This is a genomic window from Streptomyces sp. NPDC047453 (genome assembly GCF_040643155.1).
In the GTDB taxonomy this organism is placed as follows: Bacteria; Actinomycetota; Actinomycetes; order Streptomycetales; family Streptomycetaceae; genus Streptomyces.
In genome coordinates this window covers 126485-146437 of record NZ_JBEYTS010000003.1, presented here as the reverse complement: position 1 = coordinate 146437, position 19953 = coordinate 126485, and the positions used below count along the sequence as shown (strand labels likewise).

General features: G+C 74.3%; 20 protein-coding genes. 13 read left to right on the top strand and 7 right to left on the bottom strand.

Annotation, left to right across the window (positions count from 1 at the left end; all coding sequences use genetic code 11):
- Positions 1-86: 86 nt before the first annotated feature.
- Entirely contained in the window at positions 87-1841 is a 1755-nt protein-coding gene (locus ABZ818_RS04910; protein ID WP_361410882.1) for a GAF domain-containing sensor histidine kinase, read from the top strand.
- A 164-nt stretch (positions 1842-2005) separates the two neighbouring features.
- On the opposite strand, the gene ABZ818_RS04905 is transcribed toward ABZ818_RS04910, so the two are convergent.
- Positions 2006-2458: a universal stress protein gene (locus tag ABZ818_RS04905; protein ID WP_361410879.1), complete on the bottom strand. Its 453-nt coding sequence runs from the start codon at positions 2456-2458 to the stop codon at positions 2006-2008.
- A gap of 255 nt (positions 2459-2713) precedes the next feature.
- Here ABZ818_RS04905 and ABZ818_RS04900 point away from each other — a divergent pair, with 255 nt between their 5' ends.
- Genes ABZ818_RS04900 through ABZ818_RS04890 form a run of 3 tightly spaced genes read left to right on the top strand, consistent with a single transcriptional unit; the run spans position 2714 to position 5573 of the window.
- Positions 2714-3619 (top strand): universal stress protein, encoded by a 906-nt coding sequence (locus tag ABZ818_RS04900; protein ID WP_361410876.1) that lies wholly within the window; start codon positions 2714-2716, stop codon positions 3617-3619.
- 59 nt (positions 3620-3678) lie between these two features.
- Complete coding sequence (gene adhP / locus ABZ818_RS04895) at positions 3679-4701, top strand: alcohol dehydrogenase AdhP (protein WP_361410873.1); 1023 nt, start codon at positions 3679-3681, stop codon at positions 4699-4701.
- 5 nt (positions 4702-4706) lie between these two features.
- Positions 4707-5573, top strand: coding sequence for a universal stress protein (locus ABZ818_RS04890; RefSeq protein ID WP_361410870.1), 867 nt, complete (start codon positions 4707-4709; stop codon positions 5571-5573).
- A 2-nt stretch (positions 5574-5575) separates the two neighbouring features.
- Here the strand turns inward: ABZ818_RS04890 and ppk2 are convergent, their stop codons facing one another.
- The 4 genes from ppk2 to ABZ818_RS04870 all read right to left on the bottom strand — a co-directional run bounded on the left by ppk2 (position 5576) and on the right by ABZ818_RS04870 (position 9013).
- Positions 5576-6379 carry a polyphosphate kinase 2 gene (gene ppk2 / locus ABZ818_RS04885; protein ID WP_361410867.1) on the bottom strand — a complete coding sequence of 268 codons (804 nt, stop codon included), beginning with the start codon at positions 6377-6379 and terminating at the stop codon, positions 5576-5578.
- Positions 6380-6446: 67 nt separating this feature from the next.
- The gene (locus ABZ818_RS04880; protein WP_361410865.1) at positions 6447-7787 is read right to left on the bottom strand and encodes a phosphoribosyltransferase; all 1341 of its coding nucleotides are present in this window, start codon (positions 7785-7787) and stop codon (positions 6447-6449) included.
- Between the two features lie 115 nt (positions 7788-7902).
- Entirely contained in the window at positions 7903-8490 is a 588-nt protein-coding gene (locus ABZ818_RS04875; protein WP_361410862.1) for a hypothetical protein, read from the bottom strand.
- A gap of 121 nt (positions 8491-8611) precedes the next feature.
- Positions 8612-9013: an STAS domain-containing protein gene (locus tag ABZ818_RS04870; RefSeq protein WP_361410859.1), complete on the bottom strand. Its 402-nt coding sequence runs from the start codon at positions 9011-9013 to the stop codon at positions 8612-8614.
- A gap of 332 nt (positions 9014-9345) precedes the next feature.
- Here ABZ818_RS04870 and ABZ818_RS04865 point away from each other — a divergent pair, with 332 nt between their 5' ends.
- The 8 genes from ABZ818_RS04865 to ABZ818_RS04830 all read left to right on the top strand — a co-directional run bounded on the left by ABZ818_RS04865 (position 9346) and on the right by ABZ818_RS04830 (position 17842).
- Positions 9346-10416 carry a zinc-dependent alcohol dehydrogenase family protein gene (locus ABZ818_RS04865; protein ID WP_361410856.1) on the top strand — a complete coding sequence of 357 codons (1071 nt, stop codon included), beginning with the start codon at positions 9346-9348 and terminating at the stop codon, positions 10414-10416.
- A 145-nt stretch (positions 10417-10561) separates the two neighbouring features.
- Positions 10562-11002, top strand: a complete 441-nt coding sequence (locus tag ABZ818_RS04860) for a pyridoxamine 5'-phosphate oxidase family protein (protein ID WP_361410853.1) — start codon at positions 10562-10564, stop codon at positions 11000-11002.
- 40 nt (positions 11003-11042) lie between these two features.
- Complete coding sequence (locus ABZ818_RS04855) at positions 11043-11765, top strand: CBS domain-containing protein (RefSeq protein ID WP_361410850.1); 723 nt, start codon at positions 11043-11045, stop codon at positions 11763-11765.
- A 176-nt stretch (positions 11766-11941) separates the two neighbouring features.
- Entirely contained in the window at positions 11942-12817 is an 876-nt protein-coding gene (locus ABZ818_RS04850; protein WP_361410848.1) for a universal stress protein, read from the top strand.
- A 7-nt stretch (positions 12818-12824) separates the two neighbouring features.
- Positions 12825-15212, top strand: coding sequence for a glycosyl hydrolase family 65 protein (locus ABZ818_RS04845; RefSeq protein WP_361410845.1), 2388 nt, complete (start codon positions 12825-12827; stop codon positions 15210-15212).
- 124 nt (positions 15213-15336) lie between these two features.
- Positions 15337-16722 carry an MBL fold metallo-hydrolase gene (locus tag ABZ818_RS04840; RefSeq protein ID WP_361410842.1) on the top strand — a complete coding sequence of 462 codons (1386 nt, stop codon included), beginning with the start codon at positions 15337-15339 and terminating at the stop codon, positions 16720-16722.
- On the top strand, positions 16719-17099 hold the full coding sequence (locus ABZ818_RS04835; protein WP_361410839.1) for a rhodanese-like domain-containing protein: 381 nt from the start codon (positions 16719-16721) through the stop codon (positions 17097-17099). Before ABZ818_RS04840 ends, ABZ818_RS04835 begins: the two co-directional genes overlap by 4 nt.
- Entirely contained in the window at positions 17096-17842 is a 747-nt protein-coding gene (locus tag ABZ818_RS04830; protein WP_361410836.1) for a sulfite exporter TauE/SafE family protein, read from the top strand. The genes ABZ818_RS04835 and ABZ818_RS04830 overlap by 4 nt, the downstream gene beginning before the upstream one ends.
- Before the next feature lie 48 nt (positions 17843-17890).
- Here ABZ818_RS04830 and ABZ818_RS04825 read toward each other — a convergent pair whose 3' ends face one another.
- Positions 17891-18178, bottom strand: a complete 288-nt coding sequence (locus ABZ818_RS04825) for a metal-sensitive transcriptional regulator (RefSeq protein WP_141364307.1) — start codon at positions 18176-18178, stop codon at positions 17891-17893.
- A gap of 93 nt (positions 18179-18271) precedes the next feature.
- Here ABZ818_RS04825 and ABZ818_RS04820 point away from each other — a divergent pair, with 93 nt between their 5' ends.
- On the top strand, positions 18272-18859 hold the full coding sequence (locus ABZ818_RS04820) for a rhodanese-like domain-containing protein (protein ID WP_361410833.1): 588 nt from the start codon (positions 18272-18274) through the stop codon (positions 18857-18859).
- A gap of 131 nt (positions 18860-18990) precedes the next feature.
- Here the strand turns inward: ABZ818_RS04820 and ABZ818_RS04815 are convergent, their stop codons facing one another.
- Entirely contained in the window at positions 18991-19797 is an 807-nt protein-coding gene (locus ABZ818_RS04815) for a ribonuclease BN (protein WP_361410830.1), read from the bottom strand.
- Between the last annotated feature and the right edge of the window lie 156 nt (positions 19798-19953).

The window sequence follows — 19953 nt, the reverse complement described above, 5'->3', positions numbered from 1 at the left end:
GTGCCCTCCCCTGCCGGGGCCGATAATGTGGCTGGCAAGTGGGTGAGACGGCTTTCGGTGGTGCGCGGGGGTTTGGAGGGTCGCCGGTGGGTGGTTCCGGGGAGTCAGGGGAGGCCCGTGTGCGGCTGCCGCAGTTGCGGTTGGACGAGTTGCTGGGGGAGCTGCAGGCGCGTCTGGACGCGGCGCGGGGTACCCGGGACCGGGTGCACAGTCTGCTGGAGGCGGTGCTCGCGGTCGGCCGGGAGCTTGACCTGGAGCAGGTGCTGTACAGGATCGTGGACGCCGCGGCGACGCTGGTGGACGCCGAGTACGCGGCGCTGGGCGTGATCGGTCCCGACGGCAGCCGGTTGTCGGCGTTCCACACGGTCGGTGTGGGCGAGGAGCAGATCGGGCGGATCGGCGCGTACCCGGAAGGGCACGGGATCCTGGGGGAGCTGATCCGGCATCCGGAACCGCTGCGGCTGGCGAAGCTGTCGGAGCATCCGGCGTCGTACGGCTTCCCGGAGCACCATCCGCCGATGAACACGTTCCTCGGCGTTCCGATCCGGGTGCGGGACCAGGTCTTCGGCAATCTGTACCTGACCGAGAAGCGCGGCGGGCTGGAGTTCGACGAGGACGACGAGTCGGTGCTGGCCACGCTGGCCGTGGCGGCGGGCGTGGCGATCGACAACGCGCGGCTGTACGAGGAGTCGCGGCTGCGGGAGCGGTGGCTGCGGGCGATGGCGGAGATCACCCAGAGCCTGATGTCGGGTGCCGATCAGGCGGAGGTCCTCGGGCTGATCGCCGAGCGCGCGCGGGAGATCACGGGGGCGGCGCTGGCGGCGATGTCGACGCCGGTGAAGGGGACCGGCACGCTGAGTGTGGAGCTGGCGATCGGCCAGGAGGCGGAGGCGCACCGGGGGCTGGTGCTGCCGGTGGAGGGCACGCTGACCGGGGAGGCATTCGCCGGCGGGGTGCCGGTGAGCAGCCCGGACATCGCGCGGGACCCGCGGGTGACGGCGGGTCCGCCGCGGTTTTCCGGCCTGGGTCCCGCGGTGGCGGTGCCGGTCGGCGATCCGGGCGATCATGTGCGCGGCGTGGTCCTGCTCGTGCGGGAGGCCGGCGGGACCGACTTCTCCGGCAAGGAGCTGGAGCTGCTGAAGGGATTCGCGGCCCAGGCCGCCGTGGCGATGGAACTCGCGGGACGGCGGCGGGACGCGGAGCAGATCACGCTCCTTGAGGACCGTGACCGGATCGCCAGGGACCTGCACGACCTGGCGATTCAGCGGCTGTTCGCGACGGGCATGACGTTGCAGAGCGCGGGCCGGTTCATCGACCATACGGGCGCCAAGGAGCGGGTGCTGCGGGCGGTGGACGACCTGGACGAGACCATCAAGATCATCAGGTCGACGATCTTCGGTCTGCGGGCGCACGACGAGGAGGCGGGCGCCGGACTGCGGACGCGCGCGGTGCAGGTGGTCGGCGAGGCCGCGCCCGTGCTGGGGTTCGCGCCCGGGGTCCGGATGGAGGGGCTGCTGGACACCCATGTGTCCCGGGAGACCGCGGACGAGGTGGTGGCGGTCCTGTCGGAGGCGCTGACGAACGTCGCCCGGCACGCGCACGCCGACCGTGTGGACGTGGCGCTGGAGACCGACGGCCGGAGCGTGCGGCTGACGGTCACCGACAACGGCGTGGGGATTCCCGCCGACGGGCGCCGCAGCGGACTGGCCAACATGGCCGAACGGGCCCGCAGGCTGGGCGGCGGCCTCGAGTGGACCACACCCGAGGGCGGAGGCACCAGGCTGGTCTGGCACGCACCAGTGGGCACGGCGGAGGCCCCGCGGCCTTCAGCGGGGGAGTGAGGGGGGTTTCACTGGGGCGGTGGCCGAGGGCTTGACCGGGGGAGTGACGGGGGCTTCGCCGGGGCGGTTGCCGGGGCTTCATGGCGGGAGTGGCCGGGGCTCCATCGGTGGATTGACCCGGACTTCAGCGGCGCAGTGACCCGGGCAGGGCTGCGCGGGTCGGATCAGCCGTGGTGTTCGTGCTCCGGGTGCACCACGACCACCGGGCAGGCCGCGTGCTGGGCGCAGCGCTGGCTGACCGAGCCCAGCATCGCGCGGGCGAAGCCGCCGCGGCCCCGGCTGCCCACGACGAGGACGTCGGCCCCCGCCGAGGCGCGGATCAGCACCTCCGACGGATCGCCCTCGACCAGGTACTCCATCAGGTGCGCCGGGCGGTCGTCCGCGAACACGGCGTGCAGTCCCTCCGTGAAGCGCTCCCGGGCCTGCTCCAGGTCGAACGCGGGATCGATCGCGGGTCCGGTCCAGCCGACGACCGACGGCGTGTCCCAGGCGTGGATCGCCTCCACGACGCCGCCGACGAGTTGGGCGTACTCCGCCGCCCAGCGCAGCGCCGCGCAGGAGGACGGCGAACCGTCCACGCCCACGACCACCTGGCGTCGCGGTTCGGAGGGTTGCATGGCCACCTCACTGAGCAGTCGTTGTCCCTACGTCCACGCTGCCCGGCCCGACGCGACCGTGCCAGCCAGGGACCGCCCCGCCCGGCGGCCGGGCACGCGCGCGGCCACCCCGGTGGGGCTCGGTCAGGGGGCCGGTCGGCCCTGGTGCGGGACCAGCGGCCCATGGCCACCGCGCCGGATGGCGGCGATTCTCGGAAGCGGATCAACTGATCAACGAAGTGCCCGTCGCGACAGCGTCGCAGGAGGTGGGAGACCATGCCCCGCACCGTAACCGTCGGTCTCGACGGTTCTCCCGAGAGCAGGGCCGCCGCCGAATGGGCGGCGCGGGAGGCGAAGCTGCTCGGGCTGCCGGTGCGGCTCGTCCATGTGTGGGAGCCGGCGCCCGAGCCCCTGGCGCAGGCACCGCTGCTCGGTGCGGAGACGTCCCGGCACTGGACCGAGCGGGTGCCCCGCGAGGCCGCCGAGGGGCTGCGGTTGCGCCATCCGGGTGTCGAGGTGCGCACCGAGCACCTGCCCGGCCGTCCCGCCGAGATCCTCACCGACGAGGCGGCCGACGCCGAACTGCTCGTACTGGGCTCGCGCGCCCTCGGCGGGGTCGGCGGCTTCCTGGCCGGCTCGGTCGGACTGTCCGTCGTGGCGCACGCCGAGCGGCCCGTCGTCCTGGTGCGGGCCGGGGAACAGGCTGCCGACGAGCACGAGATGGACCCCGCGGGCATTCCCTCCGCCGCGGCCGCCTTCCGGCCCGTCGTCCTGGGCCTGGACACCGCGCACCCGGACGAGGATCTGATCCGGTTCGCCTTCGAGGCGGCCGCGCGCCGCGGCACCTCGCTGCGCGTCGTGCACGGCTGGTACCCGCCGCTGTACTACGGCTACGGCGTGCCCGCCGACGCCGAACTGCTCACGTCGCCCTCGGTGGCCGAGGCCGCCCGACTGACCGAGGCGCTGTGCCCCTGGCGGCGGAAGTACCCGGACGTCGAGGTCGCCGAGGTCTCCCGCCCCGGCAGCGCCGCGGAACTGCTCGTCGACGCCTCCCGCGAGGCATCCCTCGTCGTCGTGGGCCGGCGCGAGCGCCGCAAACCCCTGGGCGCCCGCATCGGGCACGTCACCCACGCCGTCCTGCACCACGCCGCCGCCCCCGTCGCGGTCGTCGCGCACGCCTGACCGGCACCACGAGCACGGCCCACCGAACACCACAGGACCCCGCCCGAGGAGTGAGGATCATGAAGGCTGCGGTCGTACGGACCTTCGGCGAACCGCTGGTCGTCGAGGAGCGCCCGGACCCCGAGCCCGGACCCGGCCAGGTCCGCGTCCGCGTCGAGGCCTGCGGGCTGTGCCACACCGATATCCACGCCGCGCACGGCGACTGGCCGGTCAAGCCGAACCCGCCGTTCGTGCCCGGCCACGAGGGCGTCGGCCTCGTGGAGAAACTCGGCGCGGGCGTCACCCACCTGTCCGTCGGGCAGCGGGTGGCCATGCCGTGGCTCGGCCATGCCTGCGGCCGCTGCGAGCACTGCCTGTCCGGCTGGGAGACGCTCTGCGAGCAGCAGATCAACACCGGATACGGCTGCGACGGCGGGTACGCCGAGAAGATGCTGGCCTGGGCCGACTTCGCGCTGCCGGTGCCCGACGGCGTCAGTGCCCTCGACGCGGCCCCGCTGACCTGCGCGGGCGTCACCACGTACAAGGCCCTCAAGGTCGCCGGCGTCCGGCCGGCCCAGCTCGTCGCGGTCTCCGGGGTCGGCGGACTCGGCCACCTGGCCGTGCAGTACGCCAAGATCGCGGGCGCCCGGGTCGCCGCGATCGACGTCACCGACGACAAGCTCGAACTCGCCGCCGAACTCGGCGCGGACATCCTGATCGACGCCCGCACCCAGGACGTCGGCCAGGAGCTCAAACGGTACGGCGGCGCGCACGCGGCCCTCGCCCTCGCGGTGAACGAGGCCGCCTTCGAGGCGGTCGCCTCCGGACTGCGGCGCGGCGGCAAGCTGGTCATGGTCGCCCTGCCCGCGCAGGGCACGTTCCGGGTCCCGATCTTCGACACCGTGCTCGGCGGCACCTCCGTGATCGGCTCGATCGTCGGCACCCGGCAGGACCTCGCCGAGGTCTTCCAACTGCACGCGGAGGGCCGCACCCGGGTCACCCGGGAGAGCCGTCCGCTCAGCTCCGTCAACGAGTCCATCGACGAGGTACTGCGAGGTCAGGTCAAGGCCCGGATCGTGTTCGACCTCGGAGAGGGAGGATGAGGACCATGGATCTGCCGCTGGTCGTCGGAGTCGACGGTTCCGAATCCAGCCTGCGGGCCGCCGACTGGGCCGCTGACGAGGCCGCCCTGCGCGCGGTGCCGCTGCGGGTGGTGTACGCCTCCCTCTGGGAGCGCTACGAGGGCGCCGCGCTCGCGCGCGAACTCGGCAAGCCGGACGGCCAGGTGGAGGCCGAGGAGGTCGTCGCGGCCGCCGCCCGGCGCGCCCGCGCCCGCCACCCCGACCTGCCGATCAGCCGGGCCGCGCTGCCCGAGGCGCCCGAGTACGCGCTGGTGCGGGAGGGCAAGAACGCCTCCGCCCTGGTCGTGGGCGCCCGCGGCCGCAGCGCGGTCGTCGACCTGCTGCTCGGTTCGGTCAGCCTGTTCGTGGCCGCGCACGCCGACTGCCCTGTGATCGTGATCCGCGGAAGCCACGACAACCAGGCCCGTTCCCCGGTGCACGGCCGCGTCGTCGTCGGTGTCGGGGACAGTTCCGCGGCCGCGGTGCGCTTCGCCGCCGAGGAGGCCCTGCGCCGCGGGGCCGAACTGGAGGCCGTACGGGCCTGGCGGTGCCCCGCGCACGAGAGCCTCGACCATCCGCTGATCGGCGGGGAGCCCGAGCGGGTGTACGAGGAGCGGGCCGCCGACGCCCTGGAGGCCGCGCTCTGCGACCTGCCGCCGGAGGTGAAGGTGCGCCGGCGCACCGTGGAGGGCCCGGCCCGCCGGGTGCTGCTGGCCGCCGCGCCGGGCGCCGATCTGCTTGTGGTCGGAGTCCGGCGCCGGGCGGGACGGTTCGGGCTCCAGCTCGGCCGGGTCGCCCACACCGCCCTGCACCACTCGGCCTGCCCGGTGGCCGTGGTGCCCGAACGGGCCTGACGTCACAGGTCCGCCGTGTGATCGGGGACGTAGGTCTGCAGATCGCGCGGCGGCCGCTCGTAGCCGGTCGGCGCCGGCCGCTCCGGCAACCGCAGCACCTTGGGCGAGATCTCGTGGTAGGGCACGGTGCCGAGCAGATGGGCGATCATGTTCAGCCGGGCGCGGCGCTTGTCGTCGCTCTCCACGACGTACCACGGTGCCTCGGAGATGTCCGTGTGCACCATCATCTCGTCCTTGGCCCGCGAGTACGCCTCCCAGTGGGTGATGGACTCCAGGTCCATCGGCGACAGCTTCCAGCGTCGCAGCGGGTCCTCGAGACGGCGCTGGAAGCGCTCCTGCTGCACGGCGTCGCTCACCGAGAACCAGTACTTGCGCAGCAGGACCCCGTCCTCCACCAGCATCCGCTCGAAGATGGGGCACTGGCGCAGGAACCGCTGGTGCTCCTCCTTGGTGCAGAAGCCCATCACGTGCTCGACCCCGGCCCGGTTGTACCAGGACCGGTCGAACAGCACGATCTCCCCGGCGGCCGGCAGTTGCTCGACGTACCGCTGGAAATACCACTGGGTGCGCTGGCGCTCGGTCGGCGCGGGCAGCGCCGCGATCCGGGCGATGCGCGGGTTGAGGTGCTCGGTCACCCGCTTGATGGTGCCGCCCTTGCCGGCCGCGTCCCGCCCCTCGAACACCACGACCAGCCGGGCCCCGGTGACCCGCACCCACTCCTGGAGTCTGACCAACTCCGTCTGAAGGCGCAGCAGTTCGCTCTCATACGTCTTGCGCGGCAGCGCCGCCCCTTTGTCGGCCTTCACAGCAGGACACCGTACTTTCCGGCGGGCGTCCGCGCACCCGGGCGTACGCGGGGGCGGCGGACCCCGCTCACGCCGACGTCAGTGGCCTCGACGCCCCCTCCGGCCGGGCGAGATGGGTGGTGAACCAGTCCTGGGCCAGGTCCGCCACCGTCTCCACCGTGTCCGGCTCGGTGAACAGGTCGGTGGCGCCGGGCACGGGGACGACCCGGTGGTCGCAGCGCATCCAGTCCGCCGCGAGCCGGTTGAGTCCGAGGAGCCGCGTGTCCCGGGCACCGACGACGAACAGGCAGGGGGCGTGCACCCGGGCCAGCGCCGCGGGCGGGGCCAGGTCGGGGCGGCCGCCGAGGCAGACCACGGCGCGGATGTCGTCCTCCGCCGCCGCCTCCAGCACGGCGCCCGCGCACGTACTCGCCCCGCAGTGGCTCACGGGCAGGCCGGTTTCCCGGCGCAGCCAGTCGGTGGCGGCCCGCAGGCGCCGGGCCAGCAGCACGATGTCGAAGGCGTTGTGCGGGGTGCGCTCCTCGTCCTCGGTGAGCAGGTCGATCAGCAGCGTGCCCAGGCCCGCCCGGCGCAGGGCGGCGGCGACGCGCTGGTGGGCCGGCCGGTGCCGGCCGCTGCCGCAGCCGAGGGCGTAGGCGACCGCCACCGGCGGCGTGGGCGGCAGGGCCAGCCGTGCGGCAAGGCGCACCGGACCGGCCGGCACCTCCACCTCCCGGTCCGGAGAGGGGGACTCCGAGGGGGATCCGGGGAGCGGCCCGGTGGCGGTCGTGGTGGCCCGCTGGGCCTCGGCCAGCAGGGTGGCGACCTCCGCGTCGGTGACCTGCCCGAAGTCCGCGTACCAGGCCCCGACCGAACCGAGGTGGTGCAGCGGCTGGAGGCAGACGACCCGGTCGGCCACCGTGCGCAGGTGCGGCAGCGCCGCCTCCGGCCCGACCGGGACCGCGAGGACCACACGCGCGGCGCCGCGGGTCCGGGCCACCCGGCAGGCGGCCTCGGCGGCGGCGCCGGTCGACAGCGAGGCGTCCACGACGAGCGCGGTCCGCCCGGCCACGGGCAGCGGCGGGCGGCTGTCGCGCAAGTGGCTCAGGCGCCGCTCCAGTTCGGCCCGCTCGGCGCGTTCGACGGTCTCCCGCTCGGCGGGATCCAGTCCGCTCTCCGCCAGGACGGCCCGGTCGATGACGCGTACCCCGTGCTCACCGAGGGCGCCGAAACCGAGTTCCGGCTGCCAGGGCACGGGCAGTTTGCGCACCACGGCCAGGTCGAGCGGAGCGCCCAGGTGCCGGGCCACCTCGAAGGCCACCGGGACGCCGCCCCAGGGCACTCCGAGCACCACCACGTCCTCGTCGCGCAGGAATTCCAGGTATCGGGCCAGGCGCCGTCCGGCGTCCGCGCGGTTCTCGTAGCGCATGCGCCGCCACCTCCTCGTACGTGGTCCCGGCGGCGCGGCGGCAGACCGCCTCGACTCCATTCGAACGCTTCCGGGACCCGAACGCCTCCGGGACGTCCGGGCCGGCAGGGGCGGGTCAGCTCGTCTTCTGGTCCCAGCGCGGGCCGACGAGTTCCCACTCCGCGCCCCACAGGTCGTGGCGGCGCCGGTCCAGCCGCCGGCGGACCAGGGCCGTCGATCCGTAGACCAGGCCGCCGAAGGCGAGCGCCACCGAGGTGCCGAACAGGGCGGCCTGCGCGGTCGCCTCCGCCGGACCGGGCGGCTCGGTGGCCAGATGGCCCCGGCCGTCCTGCCAGATGGTGACCGCCGCACCGGCCGGCAGGTCCGTGCTCACCAGGGTCTGCCCGGTACGGGTGGTGCCGTCGGGGCCGGTCCAGCGGACCTTAGCCGGTGCCTGGTAGCTCGCGTTCTCCGTGGGCGTGGCCGCCGGGGCGGCCGTGAGCAGCACGGCCCGGACCGGGTGCCGGTCGGCGCGCTGCCAGGCGAGTTCCTGGCCCGCGGCGCGCGCCGCCACCGTCCCGGCGACCGTCCCGCCGACCACGATCACCACCCACGTCACCAGGATCGCCCATGCCTCGACGATGTCCTCGTGGCGGCGCAGCGGATTGCGGCGCCACCGCCACAGCCTCCGCCGCGTGCGTCCGCGGCCCGTCCTGCGGCTCACCGGTCGCGCCTCCCCTTCTTCCGTTTCTTCCGTTCTCGCCCGCTCACCAGCCCGTGCATCGGACGTCCTTCCGCGTGCCGGTCCCCACCTTTCGTCCCACCGGTGGCTGCTCGTCCGCCGTTCATCCCTGGCCCGCGGCGACCACCCCCTGCCGGGGGCCCGGCCCGGCGGCCGGGGTCCCCTCCCCGAACTCCGGCAGTACCTGGAAGACACCGGTCAGGCCGGTGTGGCGCAGGATCCGCCGGAAGGACGAACTGCCGCTGACCAGCCGCAGCCGGCCACCGCGGGCCGTGACACGGTTGCGGACCCGGCACAGCAGGCCCAGCCCGGCACAGTCGATGAAGGGCACCGGCCGCAGGTCGAGCACCAGGTCCGGCCGCGGCTTGTCGGTCAGCGCGTCGAGGCGCGCGACGAGGGACAGTCTCGTGACGAGGTCCACGTCGCCGCTCAGTGTCACGACGGTCGTGGTGCCGACCATGCGTTCCGCGTGGCTCACGGCGGGCCCGGTGGGACGTTCGGACATGCCGTCAGCCAAGCCGGTCCGCAGCGGTGCGGGGAAGGGCCGTTCGGTCCCCTCCGCGGCGGCCGAGGAGCCCGAGGCCGAACCGCCCCGCGGGCACCCGTCCCCGCGGCCGGCCGATGGGGCCGACCGGCCCATGCGGAACCCCGGACCGTCGGAGAAGCTGAAGGCGTGGGCGGCCCCGGTGGCGCGCCGGAGCGCGGGTCGTGCCCGCCGGCCACGGACCGCCGGGTCCCGGCCGTCCGGCCATGATGGCCGTCCGTCCGCGAAGGCCGTCCGTCCGCGAAGGCCACCCAAGGCCACCCGTCCCCGGAGTGAAGAGGGTGAGGTTCGGCATGAAAGGCTACGTCTTCCACGGCCCCGGGCAGTCCGCCTGGGAGGAGGTCCCCGACCCGGACCTCGAGGAGGCCACCGACGCCGTCGTGCGCGTCGACGCCGTCACCATCTGCGGGACCGACCTGCACATCCTCAAGGGCGACGTGCCCGAGGTCAGCCCCGGCACGGTGCTGGGGCACGAGGCCGTCGGCGAGATCGTCGAGGTCGGCGCCGAGGTGCGCAGCGTACAGCCGGGCGACCGGGTCCTCGTCTCCTGCATCACCGCCTGCGGCCGGTGCCGCTTCTGCCGCGAGGCCATGTACGGCCAGTGCCGCGGCGGCGGGGGCTGGATCCTCGGCCACCTGATCGACGGCACCCAGGCGGAGTTCGTCCGGGTGCCCTTCGCCGACCTCTCCGTGCATCCGCTGCCCGCCGCGGTGACCGACACGGACGCCGTGCTGCTGACCGACATCTTCCCGACCGCCTACGAGGTCGGCGTGCTCAACGGGCGGGTACGGCCCGGGGACACCGTCGTCGTGGTCGGCGCCGGACCCGTCGGACTCGCGGCGATCGCCACCGCCCGGCTGTTCGCGCCCGAGCGCGTCATCGCCGTGGACCTGGCCGCCACCCGCCTGGAGGCCGCCCGCAAGCTCGGCGCCGAGGCCGTGGCCGACGCGCGCGAGGCCCCCGAACAACTGGTCGACGACCTCACCGGAGGGCTCGGCGCCGACGTGGTCGTCGAGGCGGTGGGCGTACCGGAGACCTTCGAGCTGTGCACGCGCATGGTGCGGCCCGGAGGCCGCGTGGCCAACGTCGGAGTGCACGGCAAACCCGCCACCCTGCACCTGGAAGACCTGTGGACCAAGAACGTGACCATCACCACGGGCCTGGTCGACACCCACTCCACGCCCACCCTGCTGCGCATGGCGGCGGCCGGCCGGCTGCCCACCTCCCAGCTGGTCACCCACACGTTCCCGCTGGAGCGCATCGAGGAGGCCTACGACGTCTTCGCCCACGCGGCCGAGACGGGGGCGCTGAAGGTCGTGCTCGGTGGCCCGCGGCGCGAGGTCGTCCCGGTGCCCGCGGCCTGACGGGCCGGACGCCGGGCGCGGCTCTCGTGCCCGGCCGCCGGGGCCGCCCCGGGACGGGGACACGCGGGACAGGTGCAGAGGACACGCAGGAGACGCGGCGCGGAACGGCCGCACGCGCTCCGCCAGGTGGAAAGACGGATGACTGATGTATCGCAACGACGGCTTCCGTGAGCTCGGGCGGCAGGAGTGCCTGCGGCTGCTGGCCAAGGCGCCGGTGGGCCGTATCGTCCATACCCGGCACGCCCTGCCCGCGGTGCTCCCGGTCAACTTCGCCCTGGACGGCGACGGCGCGGTGCTGCTGTGCACCTCGGCCACCTCCGAGCTGGTCCGCGCGATCGACGGCGCGGTGGTCGCCTTCGAGGCCGACGAGGTGGACGCGGTCGCGCACTCGGGCTGGAGCGTCGTCGTCACCGGCCCCGCCTCGGTGGTGACCGACCCCGCCGAGCACCGGCGCCTGCTCCACGCCGGCCCGCGCTCCTGGGTGCCCTCGCCGCAGGTGGTCTTCGTCCGCATCGAACCGGAACTGGTCACGGGCCGGGAACTCGTCGGCGGACTCAGCGTGTACGGCCTGGACCACCTCGTCTGATCTTCGTGCCCGCCCCTCTTCGAGTCCGCCGGAGGACACCATGCAGGGTTCCCAGTACACCGTCGGCGACGTGATGACCCCGACCGTCGTCGCGCTGGCCGGTGGAGCGATGTTCAAGGAGATCGTGCGGACCATGGAGCAGTGGGGCGTCAGCGCGATGCCCGTGCTGGACGGCCGGGGGCGGGTGCTCGGCGTCGTCTCCGAGGCCGACCTGCTGCGCAAGGAGGAGCTCCGCGACAACGACCCGGACCTGCCCGGTGGGCCGCCTCCCGTGGCCGGCTCGCGTTCGGCCAAGGCCCGGGCCGTGACCGCCGAGGAGCTGATGAACACCCCTGCCGTCACCGTGCACCCCGCCGCCCCCCTGGGCCGGGCCGCCCGCCTCATGGCCCGGCACGGCGTCAAGCGCCTGCCGGTCGTCGGCGACGACGGTGTGCTCATCGGCATCGTCAGCCGTTCCGACCTGCTCAAGGTGTTCCTGCGCGGCGACGAGGACATCGCGGCGGAGGTCCGCCGCCAGGTCGTCGCCGCCGGGCTCCTGGCGGACTCGGTGGGCGTGGCGGTGTGCGAGGGAGTGGTCACGCTCACCGGCCGGGTTCCGGACGCCTCCCTGATCCCGCTCGCCATCCGCCTGGCGCGCAGCGTCGAGGGCGTGGTGGACGTGAGGTGTGACCTCACGGGACCGCGCCGCCGCCCCCTCCTGGAACCCGATCTGGCCGACGAGTGGCCGTCGTCGCCCGCCACGGGGACCGGCCCCGAGACCTGACGGCGCGCGGACCGTTCGCGCCGAGCCGAGGCGAACCGCGAGACGGCGCGGTGGGAGGGCCGAACGGTCCCCGGAAGGACCGAACTGCTCTCGCGCCGTGTCCTACCGGATGCGACGGTGAAGGTGGGATGCGCTGCCGCAGGAGGCGGCAGCCCCGGCGGAAGGCGGTGGGGTCGGTGGAACTGCCCCTGGTCGTGGGCGTCGACGGGTCGGACCCGAGCCTGACGGCGGTGGACTGGGCGGTGGGTGAGGCCGCCCGGTTCGGTCTCCCGCTTCGCCTGGTGTACGCGTCCCTGTGGGAGCGGTACGAGGGCGTGGTGCCGTCCGGGACGGAGGGGCGTCCCTCGGAGCAGGTGATGGCGGAGCACATCGTCGCCTCCGCCGCGGAGCGCGCCCAGCGGCGCGACCCGGAGGTGAAGGTGTCCACCGACATCCTTCCGCAGGACACGGTCGCCGCCCTGCTGGGCGAGGCCGCCAACGCCTCCGTGCTGGTCACCGGCTCTCGCGGGCGGGGTCAGCTGAAGGGGCTGCTGCTGGGTTCGGTCGGTCTGGCCGTGGCGGCCCGGGCGCACTGCCCGGTGGTCGTGGTCCGGGGCGACCAGGCGGGCCTGGCCGGCAGCCACGAGCGGATCCTGCTCGCCGCCGGTGACTCCGACACCGGGCACGAGGCCGCGCGGTTCGCGTTCCGGGAGGCCGAGGTGCGCGGCTGCGTCCTCGACGTCGTACGCACCTGGCGGCGCCCCGTGCACGAGGGCATCGGCAGCCCGGAGCTCGCCGAGGAGCCGGCCCGGCGGCAAGAGGAGCGGGCCGCCGCCGTGCTGGAGGAGTTGCTGCGCGAACCGGGGGCCGAGTACCCGACGGTGCGGGTGCGCCCCGCCACGGTCGAGGGCCCGGCGCACCGGGTGCTCGTGGACCGCACGGCCGCCGCCGACCTGGTGATCGTCGGGGTCCGGCGCAGGGAGGGCCACTTCGGTCTCCAGCTGGGCCGGACGGCCCACACCCTCCTGCACCACGCGCACTGCCCGGTCGCCGTAGTACCGCAGCGGGTGTGACCGCGCCGTGCCGGAGACGACGGCTCGGACCTGGGCCTACGACGGCTACGACGCCGCGCAGGAGCGCCTGAGGGAGGCCCTGTGCGCCCTGGGCAACGGCCGCTTCGCCACACGAGGAGCCCTGCCGGAGTGCGCCGCGGACGAGGTGCACTACCCGGGCACCTACCTGGCCGGGTGCTACAACCGGATCGTCTCCCACGTCGCCGGCCGCCAGGTCGAGAACGAGGACCTGGTCAACCTGCCCGACTGGCTGCCGCTGCGCTTCCGCCTCGCGGGCGGCGCCTGGCTCACCCCGGACACGGCGCCGGTCCTCGAGCACCACCAGGTCCTGCACCTGGACCCGGGCGTGCTGGAACGCCGCACCCGGTACGGGCTCGGCGACGTGCGGACGCTGACCGTGCGCCAGCAGCGGATCGTGCACATGGCCGACCCGTATCTGGCGGCCCTGCGCACCGAGTTCACCGCCGAGGGCGGTCCGGCGGACCTGGAGGTCGAGGCGGCGATCGACGGCGGTGTGACGAACGCCGGGGTGCGCCGCTACCAGGACCTGGACGGCCGCCACCTCACCCAGGTGCACACCGGCACCGCGCACCCGGACACGGTGTGGCTGCGCTGCCGGACCCGGACCTCCGACATCCGCATCGGGCTGGCCGCCCGGCTGACCACCGACCAGGCGGCCGGACCGTTCGACACCCGGCACGAGCACCCGCGCGCGATCCAGCGGGTACGCCTGAGCCTGGCACCCGGCCGTACCGCCACCCTGGACAAGACCGCCGCCCTGCACACGTCCCGCGACCTGGCGATCAGCGATCCGCTGGTCGCGGCGATCGACCGGGTGGGTGCGGCGCCCGGCTTCGCCGAGCTGCTGGAGAGCCACCGGACGGCCTGGGGGCGACTGTGGCGCCGGGCCGCCATCGACGTCCCCGGGGAGCCGGGGCGCATCCTGCGCCTGCACCTCTTCCACGTGCTTCAGACCCTCTCCCCGCACACCGCCGACCTGGACGTCGGTGTACCCGCCCGCGGCCTGCACGGCGAGGCCTACCGCGGCCACGTCTTCTGGGACGAGCTGTTCGTTCTGCCGTATCTGAACCTGCACTTCCCCGAGGTCTCCCGCGCCCTGCTGCACTACCGGCACCGGCGCCTGGAGCGGGCCTGCTCGGCGGCACGCGCGATCGGCCGGCGCGGTGCGATGTTCCCGTGGCAGAGCGGCAGCGACGGCCGGGAGGAGAGCCAGCGGCTGCACCTCAACCCCCGCTCGGGCCGCTGGCTGCCGGACCACTCCCACCTCCAGCGCCATGTCGGCTCGGCGGTGGCCTACAACGTGTGGCGGTACTGCGAGGCGAGCGGCGACGCGGAGTTCCTGCACACCAAGGGCGCCGAGACACTGTTCCAGATCGCCCGCTTCTGGGCCGACTCGGCCACCTGGGACGAGCGTCTGGGACGCCACCGCATCCTCGGCGTCATGGGCCCCGATGAGTACCACGACGCCTACCCGGACGCCGAGCGGCCCGGCCTCGACGACAACGCCTACACCAACGTCACGGCCGCCTGGGTGCTCGACCGCGCGCTGGAGGCGCTGCGCGTCCTGCCCGAGCCGCGCCGCCGTGAACTCGTCGAGCGCACCGGCGTGGACGGCGCCGAACTGGACCAGTGGGAGCACGTCTCCCGCACGCTGCACGTGCCCTTCCACGACGGTGTCATCAGCCAGTTCGAGGGGTACGGCGGCCTGGCCGAGTTCGACTGGGCCGGATACCGCGAACGCTACGGCGACATCCGCCGCCTGGACCGGATCCTGGAGGCCGAGGGCGACAGCGTCAACCGCTACAAGGCGTCCAAGCAGGCCGACGTGCTCATGCTGGGCTACCTCTTCTCCCCGGCCGAGCTGCGCGTGCTCCTCGGCCGCCTGGGCCATCGTTTCGACGAGGACCTGTGGCGGCGCACCGTCGACTACTACCTGGCCCGCACCTGCCACGGCTCCACCCTCAGCGGCCTGGTGCACGGCTGGGTCCTGGCCCGCGCCCGCCGCGCCGAGGCGTGGGCCTTCGTCCAGGAGGCGCTGTGCAGCGACATCGCCGACGTCCAGGGCGGCACCACCGGCGAGGGCATCCACCTCGGCGCCATGGGCGGCACCCTCGACCTCGTACAGCGCGGACTGACCGGTCTGGAGACCCGTGAGGGCGCGCTGTGGCTCGATCCCGCCCCGCTGCCGGAGCTGTCGTCCTACGGCGTCTCGATCCGTTACCGGGGGCACTGGGGCGTGCGGCTGCGGCTGGAGCACGGCCGGATCCGGATCGCCGTGCCCGAGTCCGGCGGCTCGCCGATCGACGTGCGCCTGGCCGACCGCGCCGTCGGCGTCCAGCCGGGCGAGACGTGCGCCTTGGTACTGCCCGACTGAACCACGTTTCCGGACCCCTCCGCACCCGCCGCCGAAGGGGCGCGGAAATACCCCGGGGGGTACTCGTGCTAGTGTCTGACGAGATACCCCGGGGGGTAATTCTTCGCTAGGAAGGGAGCATCCTGTGTTCTTCGTGGAGACGATCGAGCTGGCAGGACTCGGCAACCGCAGCTACCTGGCCGGAGGCGAGCGCACCGCCGTGGCGGTCGACCCGCCCAGGGACGTCGACCGGGTGCTGGCGGCGGCGGTCCGGCGCGGGGTGCGCATCGCGTACGTCGTCGAGACGCACGTCCACAACGACTACGTCTCCGGCGGCCTGGAACTCGCCCGGCTGACCGGAGCCGACTACCTCGTCCCGGAAGGCGCCGACGTCCGTTTCGCGCGCACCCCCGTCCGCGACGGCGACACCGTGACCGTCGACGACGGCGCCCGGCTGACCCTGCACGCCATGGCCACCCCGGGACACACTCCGCACCACACCTCGTACGTCCTCCGGGAGGCCGGCACCGCCCGCGCCGCATTCACCGGCGGCTCGCTGCTGATCGGCACCGTCGGCCGCCCCGACCTGGTCGAACCGCGGCTGACCGAGGGCCTGGCCCGCGCCCAGCACGCCTCCGCCCACCGGCTCGCCGCCGCACTGCCCGACGCCACCGCGGTACTGCCCACCCACGGCTTCGGCAGCTTCTGCTCCTCCGGTCAGGCGGAGGGCGACAGCACGACCATCGGCCGGGAGCGCGTGGTCAACAACGCGCTCACCCGGGATGTCGACACCTTCGTCGCCGACCTGCTCGCGAGCCTGGACGACATCCCCGCGTACTACACCCACATGGGACCGGCCAACGCCGCCGGACCCGCGCCGGTCGACCTCACCCCGCCCGCCGTCGCCGACCCCGAGGAGATAGCCGCCCGGCTGGCCGCGGGGGAGTGGGTCGTCGACCTGCGCAACCGGGTGGCCTTCGCCGAAGGGCACGTCGCGGGATCGTTCAACTTCGAGGCCGAGGGCAAGCTCGCCACCTACCTCGCCTGGCTGGTGCCCTGGGGCAAGCCGGTGACGCTGCTCGCCGAGACGCCCGCGCAACTGGCCGACGCGCAGCGCGAGCTGGCCAGGGTCGGCATCGACCGCCCGGCCGCCGCGGCCACCGGCGGGCCGTCCGCCTGGCTCCGCCCCGGCGAGGAGCCCGCCTCCTTCCCGCGGGCCACCTTCGCGGACCTCGCCGAGCGGCACCCGGGGGAGGACGTCGTCGTACTGGACGTGCGACGCGACTCCGAACGCGCCGGGGGCTTCGTCGAGGGCTCGGTGCACATCCCCGTCCACCAGCTGCACCGCCGGACCGGCGAGGTCCCCGACGGCCAGGTGTGGGTGCACTGCGCGGGCGGCATGCGGGCCGCCGTGGCCGCCTCCCTGCTCGACGCGGTGGGCCGTGACGTGGTCGCGGTGGACGACGGGTTCGAGTCCGCGGAGAAGGCCGGACTCACCGTACGGACCGAACGGGAGGAGCAGTGCCGATGAGCCCGGTCCGCCGCGGCCCCGCCCGGATCACCGCCCCGGAGGCCGCCGCACGCACGGGCCACGCCCCGGCGGGCGGCGCGCCCGGCGGGGCGTGGCTCGTGGACGTGAGGGAAGCGCGGGAATGGCGCGCGGGACACGCTCCCGGCGCGCTGCACCTCCCCCTGAGCGTGCTCGCCTCGGGCGCCGACGTGCCACCCGAGGTGAGCGGGCGGCTCCTGGTCGTCGTCTGCCGCTCCGGCAACCGCTCCCGGCAGGCCGCCGAGCTGCTGTCCGCCCGAGGCGCCGACGCCGTCGACGTGATCGGCGGGATGCGGGACTGGGTTCGGGCCGGACTGCCCGTGGTGGACCAGCGGGGCGAGGACGGCACGATCGCGTGAGTGCTCTGCTCCTCGCCCTGGCCGCCGGGGCCGTCATCGGCCTGGCGCTGGGCACGCTCGGGGGCGGCGGCAGCGTCCTGGCCGTCCCCGCCCTGATCTACCTGCTCGGCTTCACCCCGGTCGCGGCCACCACCGCGAGCCTGGTCATCGTCACCGTCACCTCGGCCACCGCGCTCGTCGCGCACGCCCGGGACGGCCATGTGCACTGGCGTACCGGCCTGCTGTTCGCCGCCGCGGGCGTCGGCCCGGCCCTGCTCGGCGGCGCGGTCGCCGGACGGCTGCCGGACGCCGTGCTCACCGCCGCCTTCGCGCTGATCGCGGCGGTCGCCGCGGCCCGGATGCTGCGCCCGCGCCCGGCGCCCGAGACGGACCGCCCGGTCCGGCCCGGCCGGGCGGCGGCCGCCGGCGCCGGACTCGGCGCGGTCACCGGCGTCCTCGGCGTCGGCGGCGGCTTCCTCGCCGTACCCGCCCTGGTGAGCGTGCTCTCCCTGCGCATGCGCGCGGCGGTGGGCACCAGCCTGCTGGTCATCACCGTCAACTCGCTGGCCGCGCTGACGATGCGGGCCAGGACGGTCGACGGGCTGGACTGGGCGGTGATCGCGCCGTTCGCCGGTGCCGCGGTCCTCGCCGCGTGGGACGGCAAGCGGCTGGCCGCGAAGGTGTCCGGTCCGGCGTTGCAGCGGATCTTCGCCGTGGTGCTGCTGGCGGTAGCGGCGTTCATGCTCATCGACGCGGTGGCCTGATGAGCGCCGACCGGCCGGCCCCCGTACCGGGCCTCGGGCGGCCCGCCCTCACGCCAGCGACAGGAACAGCTTCTCCATGCGGGCCCGCATCTGCGCGGGGTCCTGGCCGTTCGTCCGCCCCGCCTCGATGTCGGCCACGCACTTCTGCAGGCCGCTGGCGATGATGGCGAAACCGGCGCGGTCCAGGGCGCGGGAGGCGGCGGCGAGCTGTGTCACGACCTCCTCGCAGTCCCGCCCCTCCTCGATCATCCGGATCACCCCGGAGATCTGGCCCTGCGCCCGGCGCAACCGGTTCAGCACGGCCTTGAGATCCGTGCCCTCGAGCTCCAGTTCCACGATCACTCCTTGCAAAATACCCCTGGGGGTACTGTACGTCCGTCCTCGGGACGACGTCGACCACCCCACCGACCGGAAAGGACCCGTTCTGCCGTGACCGTTCCCTCCACCCCCGTCTCCCTCGCCGTCGAGCAGGCGCGCACCAGGCTCGACGAGCTGACCGTCATCGACGTGCGCACGCCCGGCGAGTATGCCTCGGGACACCTCCCCGGCGCTCTCAACATCCCGCTGGACCGTGTCCGGCAGGCGCTGCCCGAGATCCGGCACGCGGCGGGGCGCGGCGAGGTCCTCGTCGTCTGCGCCTCGGGCGCCCGCTCGGCCAAGGCCTGCGTGTACCTGGCCCGGCACGGCGTCGGCGCCGCCACCCTCGCCGGAGGCACCGGGGCCTGGGCGTCAGCGGGTCACGAGCTGCACCGGCCGACGGCCTGCGAGACCTCGGCCGGCTGGAGCATGGAACGCCAAGTGCGCTTCACCGCAGGATCGTTGGTGCTGCTCGGCGTGGTGCTCGGACTGCTCGTCCACCCGGCCTTCCTGGTCCTGTCGGCGGGGGTGGCGGGCGGACTGGTCTTCTCCGCGCTCACCGACACCTGCGGCATGGCCGTCCTGCTCGCCAAGCTCCCCCACAACCGGCCGCGCGCGGCCCGGCTCGACGCGACGCTCGAGACGCTGCGGAGCAGGTGAGACCGGCGGGGCGGCCGTCCGGCCGCCCCGCCGCGACCGGCCGCCCCGGCTCCCACCGGGCCGGCGTTTCCGGCGATGCCGCCCTCCTGCGTGCCGGACCGGCCCCGCAGGCCGTCCCGTGCGGCGCGGACTCATTCCTCGGGGCCCTCCTCGTGTTCCAGCAGGTGCCCCATGCGGTCGCAGAACAGATGGCCGAACAGCGCGCCGCCGTAGACGACGAACCCCGCGCCGACCAGCCAGGATTCCACCACCAGGATCGTGCCGATGGCGCCGTAGCTGACCGCGTTGGTCACGATCAGCGGGGTGAACACCAGGAACGAGAAGGCCCGCAGACCCACCAGGCCCACCATGGTGGCGACGGCGCCGGGGAGGAGGAGCCGCCAGCGCACCTGGTGGCCGAGCAGGAAGTGCGGGCCCCACCAGAAGAAGAGCACGCCGATGCCCACGCTCAGCAGCATGCGGTAGGTCCCGTCGAACACGGTGCGGGTGAGCACCTGCACGTACAGGTACACCATGAGCGCGATCAGCCAGACAGCCTGCCGCCAGATCCGGTGCCACGGCCCGGCGGGCAGCCGCCACACCCGCTCGTAGCCGTTCTGCACGCTCGACGCGAAGGACACGCCGAACACCGCCAGCAGCACCAGACCCCACACGCTGGTGCTGCCGGCCACCTTGCGGGCCGGGCTGAAGACCTCGGAGAGCACGTCGGCGGACCGGCCCGACAGGTCCATGCCGTCCACCAGCCACAACGCGAACCCACCGTGGTGCAGCGGATCGAGCGCGGCCACCACGATCAGCAACGGGGCGAGGGTGACCAGGGAGAGCGTGGCGAACCCCATCGCCCGGTGCATGAGCTCCAGCCGCTTGCCACGCCGGTAGAGCTCAGCGGCCCACCCCAGGTGTGTCGTCGGGCGGTCGGCGGACTCCCGCTCGCTCAACTCGGCCGCCGTGAGCGCCCGTCTTCGTGACCGGTGCCGCTCGACGCCGGGCGGGGCGGAATGGGACGTGACATGGCGACGGCGCCTCCTCTCCGAATCCCGGGTGACCGGCGCGCGGCCCGCGCATACCCATCATGGCGACCCGCCCGCCCGGCC